4 protein-coding genes are annotated in these 8,463 nt (G+C 58.7%); all 4 read right to left on the minus strand.

Annotated elements, in window-relative coordinates; genetic code table 11:
* Positions 1-42: 42 nt before the first annotated feature.
* Complete coding sequence (locus tag ACIOYV_RS19925; RefSeq protein ID WP_401326297.1) at positions 43-3,789, minus strand: bifunctional diguanylate cyclase/phosphodiesterase; 3,747 nt, start codon at positions 3,787-3,789, stop codon at positions 43-45.
* Between the two features lie 123 nt (positions 3,790-3,912).
* Positions 3,913-5,763: an RNA polymerase sigma factor RpoD gene (gene rpoD / locus ACIOYV_RS19930; RefSeq protein ID WP_123410550.1), complete on the minus strand. Its 1,851-nt coding sequence runs from the start codon at positions 5,761-5,763 to the stop codon at positions 3,913-3,915.
* Positions 5,764-5,830: 67 nt separating this feature from the next.
* Positions 5,831-7,810: a DNA primase gene (gene dnaG / locus ACIOYV_RS19935; RefSeq protein WP_401326300.1), complete on the minus strand. Its 1,980-nt coding sequence runs from the start codon at positions 7,808-7,810 to the stop codon at positions 5,831-5,833.
* Between the two features lie 483 nt (positions 7,811-8,293).
* Positions 8,294-8,463, minus strand: a 170-nt coding sequence (gene rpsU, locus ACIOYV_RS19940; RefSeq protein ID WP_401326324.1) for a 30S ribosomal protein S21, incomplete at its 5' end; no start/stop codon positions are given.

The raw sequence follows: 8,463 nt of genomic DNA on the forward strand, positions 1-8,463 counted from the left end.
TGCTCTAACCAACTGAGCTATAGGCCCTCAGTAGGCCGCGGATTATAGCGACGGTTTCTCGGCTGTGCTATCCGAAAAATCCGATACGGCTATACGAAGAAACGTCGCGGCGAATTCCTCGGGCGGTAATGGGAGGCTGACGATGTAGCCCTGGATCTGTTCGCAGCCTTCGGTGGCGAGGAATTCTTGCTGGGCCTGGGTTTCGACGCCCTCGGCGATGATGGTGAATTGCATGCTGCGGCCGAGGGCGATGATGGCTCGCACAATGGCCGCATCGTGGGGATCGTCCGGCAGGCCGCGGACGAAAGACTGGTCGATTTTGAGGATGTCCAGCGGCAGTCGTTTGAGGTAGCTCAGGGATGAATAGCCGGTGCCGAAGTCGTCGATCGCCAATTGCACGCCAAGGCGTTTGAGTTGGTGCAGCACGGCCAGCGCTTCTTCCGCCTGGCTCATGATGAAGTTTTCGGTAATTTCCAGTTGCAGAAAACCGGGTTTGAGACGGTTGTCCCTGAGCAGTTGTTCGATGCGACCAAGCAGGTTCGGTTGGCGCAGTTGCGCGCCGGCAAGGTTTACTGAAAGCGGGCCGAGGCTTGCGTAGAGCTGATTCCATTCGAACATCTGCCGGCACGCGGTCTCGAGGACCCAGTCGCCGATCTGCAGGATCATGCCGTTTTCTTCGGCCAGGGGAATGAAGTGCTCTGGCGGGACATCGCCGAAAGTCGGGTGCCGCCAGCGAATGAGCGCTTCGGCGCCGACCAGGCGATGATCGTCGAGGCTGATTTTCGGTTGGTAGAAGAGGTGCAATTCATTGCGCTCGATGGCGCGCCGCAGTTCGTGTTCCAGCGCCACGCGTTCGCTGGCCTGGGCGGTGAGGTCGCGGGTGTAGCTTTCGACCCGGTTGCGGCCCTTGGCCTTGGAACGGTACATCGCCGCGTCGGCGTTTTTGACCAAGGTTGCAACGTCGCAGCCGTCCTTGGGGTAAAGGCTGGAGCCGATGCTGGCGCTGATGAAAAACTCGTGCTCGCCGGCCTGGAACGGTGCTGCAAAGCAATTGAGCAGTTTGGTGGCGATGTGGTCGGCATCGGTGGCTTGCTGCAGGCCGGGTAGCAGGATGATGAATTCATCGCCGCCCAGGCGCGCCACGGTGTCGATGTCCCGCAGTTGCTCTTTCAGGCGCACGGCGATGCCCTTGAGCAACAGATCGCCGACCGGGTGACCAAGGCTGTCATTGATGTGTTTGAAGCGGTCCAGGTCGAGAAACAGCACCGCGCCCTGGCCACCGTTTTCCTGCTGGTTGTTGAGTGCAGTCAGCAGTCGGCTTTCGAACAGTGTGCGGTTCGGCAGGCCGGTGAGCGGATCGTGATGGGCCTGGTAATCGAGCTTGGCCTGGGCGTGCTTGAGGCTGGAGATATCGGCGAACACGGCGACAAAGTGGGTGATGAACTTGTCGCGATTGCGCACGGCGCTGATGGTCAACCAGCTCGGATAGAGCTCACCGTTTTTGCGCCGGTTGGAGATCTCGCCTTGCCAGTGTCCTTCATCGGTCAATTGATGCCACATGGCCGCATAGAACGCGCTGTCATGTAGGCCCGAGGCGAGCAGGCGAGGGGTGTGGCCCAAAGCTTCGCTCTCGCTGTAACCGGTGATTTCGGTAAATGCGCGGTTGACCGCGCTGATGTGCTGTTGGGTGTCGGTGATCAATACGCCTTCTGCGGTGCTCTCGAACACGGTGGCGGCCTGTTGCAGTTTTTCCTGCATCAAGTGCCGCTCGGTGATGTCCCGGGCGATGGTCAGCATGCAATCTTCTTCGCCAATCGGCAGCGGACGGCTCGACACCTCGCAGAGGCGGATTTGCCCGTCGTTGCGGCGAATGTGGCAGGTGAAGTCCCTTACGAAGCCGTCCCGGTGCAGCAAGTCGAGCATCTGTTTGCGTTCGTTCAGATTGACCCAGATGCCCAGGTCCAGCGCCGAGCGATCCACTGACATCGCGCTGTTGAAGCCCGTAATGCGGCTGAAGCCCTCGTTGACCTCCAGTAGCAGGCCATCGCTCTGCCGGGACAACAGCAAGCCGTCAGGCGATGCGTGGAAGGCCTTGGCGAACTTCTCCTCGGAAGTTTGCAGCTGTTGTTGGGTTTCCTTGAGCTGACTGATGTCGCGCACCACCACCACCAGCGCGGGCGTGGTGTCGAGATCGAAGGGCTCGGCGGAAATCAGGCCGGTAAACACCTGGCCGTTGTTGCGGCGAAAGGGCATTTCCAGATTGCGGATGCTGCCGGCCTGCAACCGCTGCAACAAACCTGGGCCGACCCCTGGAATTCCCCAGATATTCAGATCGGTGGCGGTCTGGCCGATGACGTCCACGGCTTTGAGCCCGATCTGTTCTTCAAACGCTTCGTTGACCTCCAGCAGGCAGCCATCGGAAAGCCGCGCAATCACCAGGATGTCCGGGCATTGCTGGAACACCGAGGCGAATTTCTGTTCCGACAGGCGCAATGCCTCTTCGGTGCGTTTGGCATCACTGATGTCGATCATCAGCCCGCGCAGCACCGGCTCATGGCCGTGCTCGATCAGGCTGACGATATCGCGCACCCACAGGCAGCGGCCGTCGGCGGTGATGACCCGGTAATCGACGCTGTGATCGCGACCGGCCAGCACTTCGTGATCGCAAAAGGTCTGGGCGCGGGTCAGGTCCGCCGGGTGGATGATGTTGCGCCAAAATCCCGGGATCAGCCAATGGGACAGGGGATAGCCGAGCAGGTCTTCGGCGTGGGGCGACACGTAGCTGTAGGTGAAATCGCTGATCCGCGCTTCCCAGGCAATGGCCGAGAGACTCTCCACCAGCCCGCGATAGTGGTATTCGCTGCTGCGCAGTTCCTGTTCAAGATCGATCCGCCGGGCAATTTCCGAACTTAGTCGGCGGTTGATCCGGATGACCATTGCCAGAACGATCATCAGCAACAGAAGGCCCGGCAAGCCGTAAACCAGCAAGTCGGACCAGAAAGTCCGATGATCGAGGACGTTACCTACCCAATGCTCTTGGATGGTGCTGATCTCACTCGAACTCATGTCCGCCAGGACTTTGTCGATGATGCCGACGAGCATTTTGTTTTTCGGCGGCACCGCCATCGCCAATTGATAGCGATAGGGCGTCTCACCGCTGACATAGAGCCCGTCGAGTTTGAGTTGACGCAGACTCCAGACGCTGGATGCCAAATCACCGACCACGGCATCCACTTCATCGGTGGCCAGCGCCTGCAACGCCGAGCTGACGTTGGGCATCGCCACCAGATTCAGGTCCGGGTGGTGGGTGCGCAACAGTTCATGGGGCGCGTAGTTTTCCACGACAGCTATTTTCAGGCCGTACAGGTCCTCGATTTTGCGCGGCTGGGCACCGCCGACATGGGCGAGGATAACAATCGGGAAATCCAGGTAGGGGCGGGTGAATGACAGGTAGGTCTGGCGTTCCGGCGTCGACATGATGCCCGGCAACAAGTCCAGCTTGCCCTGTTTGACCTGTTCCAGGACCACCGTCCAGCTCACCGGCTCGATGGGGGTGAGCTTGATGTCCAGGCGTTGGCGGATCACGTTTATATAATCCGCTGCCAGGCCTTGGTAGCGGTTCTGCTCGTCGCGGAACTCGAAGGGTGGCCAAGACGCATCGACGCCCAGACGCAAGTCCGGGTGAGCCGCCAGCCAGCTACGTTCTTCGTCGGTGAGAGTCAGCGCGCCAGCCGTTGCGGTCCAGGTCATCAGCGACAGCAAAAAAAGCACGGTCGACAATCTGGGCATAACGGTCTCGTTATGGCTCGGGGGGAATGTTTCGAGTGTAGACGGGCAATTCGGCGGGGGGGTATTGCGGGGGATTTTATCTGCAAAAAGCAAAACCCCCGGCCTGGGCCGGGGGTTCTGTGATCACTCGTCGAGGAAGGAGCGCAAATGCTCGCTTCTCGTCGGGTGGCGCAGCTTGCGCAGCGCCTTGGCTTCGATCTGACGAATCCGTTCACGGGTCACGTCGAACTGCTTACCAACCTCCTCGAGGGTGTGGTCGGTATTCATGTCGATACCGAAGCGCATGCGCAGAACCTTGGCTTCACGGGCAGTGAGGCCGGAGAGAACTTCGCGAGTCGCTTCTTTAAGGCTCTCAACGGTAGCAACATCGATTGGCGACTGCATGGTCGAGTCTTCGATGAAGTCACCCAAATGGGAGTCTTCGTCATCACCGATCGGGGTTTCCATGGAGATCGGCTCTTTAGCGATCTTCAATACCTTGCGGATCTTGTCCTCAGGCATTTCCATGCGTTCGCCCAGCTCTTCCGGGGTCGGTTCGCGACCCATTTCCTGCAACATCTGCCGGGAAATACGGTTGAGCTTGTTGATCGTCTCGATCATGTGCACCGGAATACGGATGGTGCGGGCCTGGTCGGCGATCGAGCGAGTGATCGCCTGACGGATCCACCAGGTGGCATAAGTCGAGAATTTGTAGCCGCGGCGGTATTCGAACTTGTCTACCGCTTTCATCAAACCGATGTTGCCTTCCTGGATCAGATCGAGGAATTGCAGACCACGGTTGGTGTACTTCTTGGCGATGGAGATCACCAGACGCAAGTTCGCTTCAACCATCTCTTTCTTCGCGCGGCGGGCCTTGGCCTCACCGATCGACATGCGACGGTTGATGTCCTTGATCTCGGCAATCGTCAAACCGGTTTCGGTTTGCAGCGCGATCAGCTTTTGCTGGCAACGAATGATGTCCGGTTGCAGGCGACCAATGGCTTCGGCGTATTTGCCTTTGCCTTTAGCCAGGCCGTCGGACCAGCTTTCGTCGACTTCATTGCCCGGGAACTGGCGCAGGAAATCGGCACGCGGCATGCGCGCATCACGAACACAGAGCTGCATGATCGCGCGCTCTTGCTGACGCAGACGATCCAGGGCACTGCGAACACGCTCGACCAGGCCTTCGAATTGCTTCGGCACCAGTTTGATCGGCATGAACAGCTCAGCCAGCAGCACCAGTTCGGCAATCGCCGCCTTGTTGCCACGACCGTGCTTCTTCAGCGCCTTGCGGGTGATTTCCATCTGATCGGAGACAGCGCCAAAACGCTGTGCTGCGATGACCGGATCCGGACCGCTTTCGGCTTCTTCTTCGTCGTCGGTGCTGGCTTCAGCTTCGTCGTCGTCGGTATCGTCATCCGCTTTCACGGCTTTCGGATCGACAGGCGGCGGCACTTCGGCTGCAGGCGGCGCAATGCCGTCGTCCGGGTCGATATAACCGCTCAGGACGTCGGACAGGCGGCCACCTTCGGTGGTGACGCGAGTGTATTCGGACAGAATGTGGTCAACCGTGCCAGGGAAGTGCGCAATTGCGCCCATCACTTCACGGATGCCCTCTTCAATACGCTTGGCGATTTCAATTTCGCCTTCACGAGTGAGGAGCTCTACCGTACCCATTTCACGCATGTACATGCGCACTGGGTCGGTGGTGCGACCAATGTCGGTCTCGACCGCTGCCAACGCTGCTGCTGCCTCTTCGGCCGCGGCTTCGTCGGTATCGGCGTCGGCCAGCATAAGGGAATCCTTATCTGGCGCAACCTCGAATACGTTGATCCCCATGTCGTTGATCATGCGGATGATGTCTTCCACCTGTTCCGGATCTGAAATATCCTCCGGCAGGTGGTCGTTGACCTCCGCGTAAGTCAGGTAACCCTGCTCACGACCAAGTGTGATCAACTCTTTGATACGAGACTGCTGTTGCGCTTTTCCGGACATAACACCCTATCCACTGAAGGTCTTGGCGGGCAAAAAACAAGCCGAGGATTATACCTGAGCTATGACCTCACGCGCCAGTTGAGGTCGGGGTTGATACAGCCATATTGCGTTTTAATAGGTCGCGCATCTGATTTGCGATCTGATTTGCTTCCTCCGCGGTCAGTCCTGGCTGCCTTGCTTTTCTGATTAGTTCTTCCAGGCTATCCGTGTGTTGAGAGGCGGATAACCTAGTAATGGTGTCTAAAAACTGTTGTTCAAGGTTGTCACCGTCAATCAGCCATTCCTTTTCCGCTAATGCCTTGAGCAAACGCCCCTGTTCGGTCCCGTGCCAACGGGCCATTAGCTGAATTGAGTTTAGCTTAGGATTTTTTTGCACCGCTCCGATCAGGGCCACCAGCAACTGAGCGTAGGTATTGCTCTCATTGGCGAAGTGGTCGGCGGTTTCTACCTTGCCGGCCAAGTCCGGGTGATGGATGAGCGTGCGCAATGCGATCAGCGTTGGTGCTTCGACGGCAATCGGCGTGCGCGGGGCACTCGGTTGATCACGATCGCCGCCACGCTTGCCATTCTTGTCCCAGGGTTTCTTATCCCATTTCTTGCCGCCGGCACCGGGTTTCTTTGGCGTCCATTCCTGCTGCGGCGCGTACATGTCTTGCGCTTGAGGCTGATGGTAGTCGCTGTAGTCCGGCACGGCGTCGTAATCCATGCCCGGATCGTAGGTTGGCGGCGCGTCCTGAGGAGCGCTGTGCACCAGCTGACTGACGGCTTCGCCAGTCAGGCCGGTAATTTCGGTCAATCGTTGACGCATCAGGATGCGCAGGTTGGCGCCCGGCACTTTATCGATCAGCGGTGCTGCGAGGGTGGCCATATGGGCCTTGCCTTCGAGCGAGCGCGGGTCTGATTCAGCGGTCAGTTGCTCAAAGAAATAATCCGCTAGCGGTTGCGCGTGCTGATTGATCCGCGCACGGAAGGCATCTGTGCCTTCGGAACGGACCAGCGTATCCGGGTCTTCGCCCTCGGGCAGGAACAGGAAACGCGCGCGCCGACCGTCTTGCAGGCACGGCAGCGCCGCTTCCAGTGCTCGCCATGCAGCGTTGCGGCCAGCCTGGTCGCCGTCGAAACAGAACAAAACGTTGGGCACGACGCGAAACAGTCGCTTCAAGTGCTCTTCGCTGGTCGCGGTGCCCAGGGTCGCGACGGCATTGCGCAGGCCTTGCTGGGCGAGGGCGATAACGTCCATGTAGCCTTCGACGACGATGATTTCGTCGAGGTTGCGGTTGTTCTTGCGTGCTTCATAGAGGCCGTAAAGCTCCTGGCCTTTATGGAATACCGGTGTTTCCGGTGAGTTCAGGTATTTCGGCTTGTCGTCGCCCAGTACGCGGCCACCGAAGGCAATGATGCGCCCGCGGCTATCGCGGATCGGGAACATCACGCGATCGCGGAAGCGGTCATAGCGTTTGCCGGTTTCGGCGTTCTCGATCAGCAGGCCGGCATCGACCATGGCTTTCTGTTGCAGGGTGTCGCTGCTCAGGTGCTTGAACAGATTGTCCCAGCCGGGCGGGGCGAAGCCGAGGCCGAAGTCCCGGGCGATTTCGCCGGTCAGGCCGCGACCTTTCAAATAATCCACGGCGGCTTTGCGCGATGGGTGGCTTTTCAGCGCCTGCCGGTAAAAGTCGGCGGCGGCGGTGAGTAGCGGGTACAGCGGAGAATCGGTCGGCTGCCGCGGTTTGTGCGGGCGGCCGCTTTCTTCGCGGGGGATTTCCATGCCGGCGGCTTTGGCCAGTTCTTCGACGGCCTGGACGAAATCCAGGTTGTCGTGGTCCATCATGAAGCCGAGGGCGTTACCGCCAGCGCCGCAACCGAAGCAATAGTAGAACTGTTTGTCGGGGCTGACGCTGAAGGATGGGGTTTTCTCTTTGTGGAACGGGCAGCAGGCCGTGTAGTTCTTGCCGGCTTTTTTCATTTGCAGGCGCGAGCTGACCACATCGACGATGTCGGTGCGGTTCAGAAGGTCGTCAATGAAGCTCTGGGGAATTAGCCCGGCCATGGCGTTCTCGTCATCTGCGCTGAAACGGATCCAAAACGAACGGCGAACGAACGCGGGTCGTTGCTTGAGGCACACGTATATGTGGCTCGACCGGTGTCGTCTGCGTAATCGCTGTCGGGAAGTGTATCTGCCGAAAATCCACTGACGTTAGTACCATTCAGTATTCGACTATTTGAAAGTGTTGCGCTGAAAATCCGCTACGGCCAATCGATGGCCTCGGATAGCTCAATAAGCGGGCACGCAAGCAGGTGCCTTGGGCTGATCGTCGTAAGAGGAATCAGTGGGTGTGCTCGTCAGTAGCCTTGGAAGGCTCGTCAGAAAAGACGTGCACCGCTGGCAAAAGAGCCAGGTCTGACGCTGTGAAGCAGGTTTGTCCGAGTCGCATCTGCGGCATAGACGGTGAAGCATCAAGCGTTTTACGCAAATGCCATAAGCCCGGCTGAGGGCCGGGCTTGGCAGAAGCTTGCTACGAACGTCTGTGTATTAGTACAGACGAACGGCGCGGCGCTGTTCGCGCTGTACTTTCTTGGCGTGACGCTTAACAGCGGCTGCTGCTTTGCGCTTACGCTCAGAAGTTGGCTTCTCGTAAAATTCGCGGCTACGAACTTCAGCCAGTACACCGGATTTTTCGCAGGAGCGCTTGAAACGACGCA

This window comes from Pseudomonas sp. NPDC087342, from assembly GCF_044744265.1.
Lineage (GTDB): Bacteria > Pseudomonadota > Gammaproteobacteria > Pseudomonadales > Pseudomonadaceae > Aquipseudomonas > Aquipseudomonas nunensis.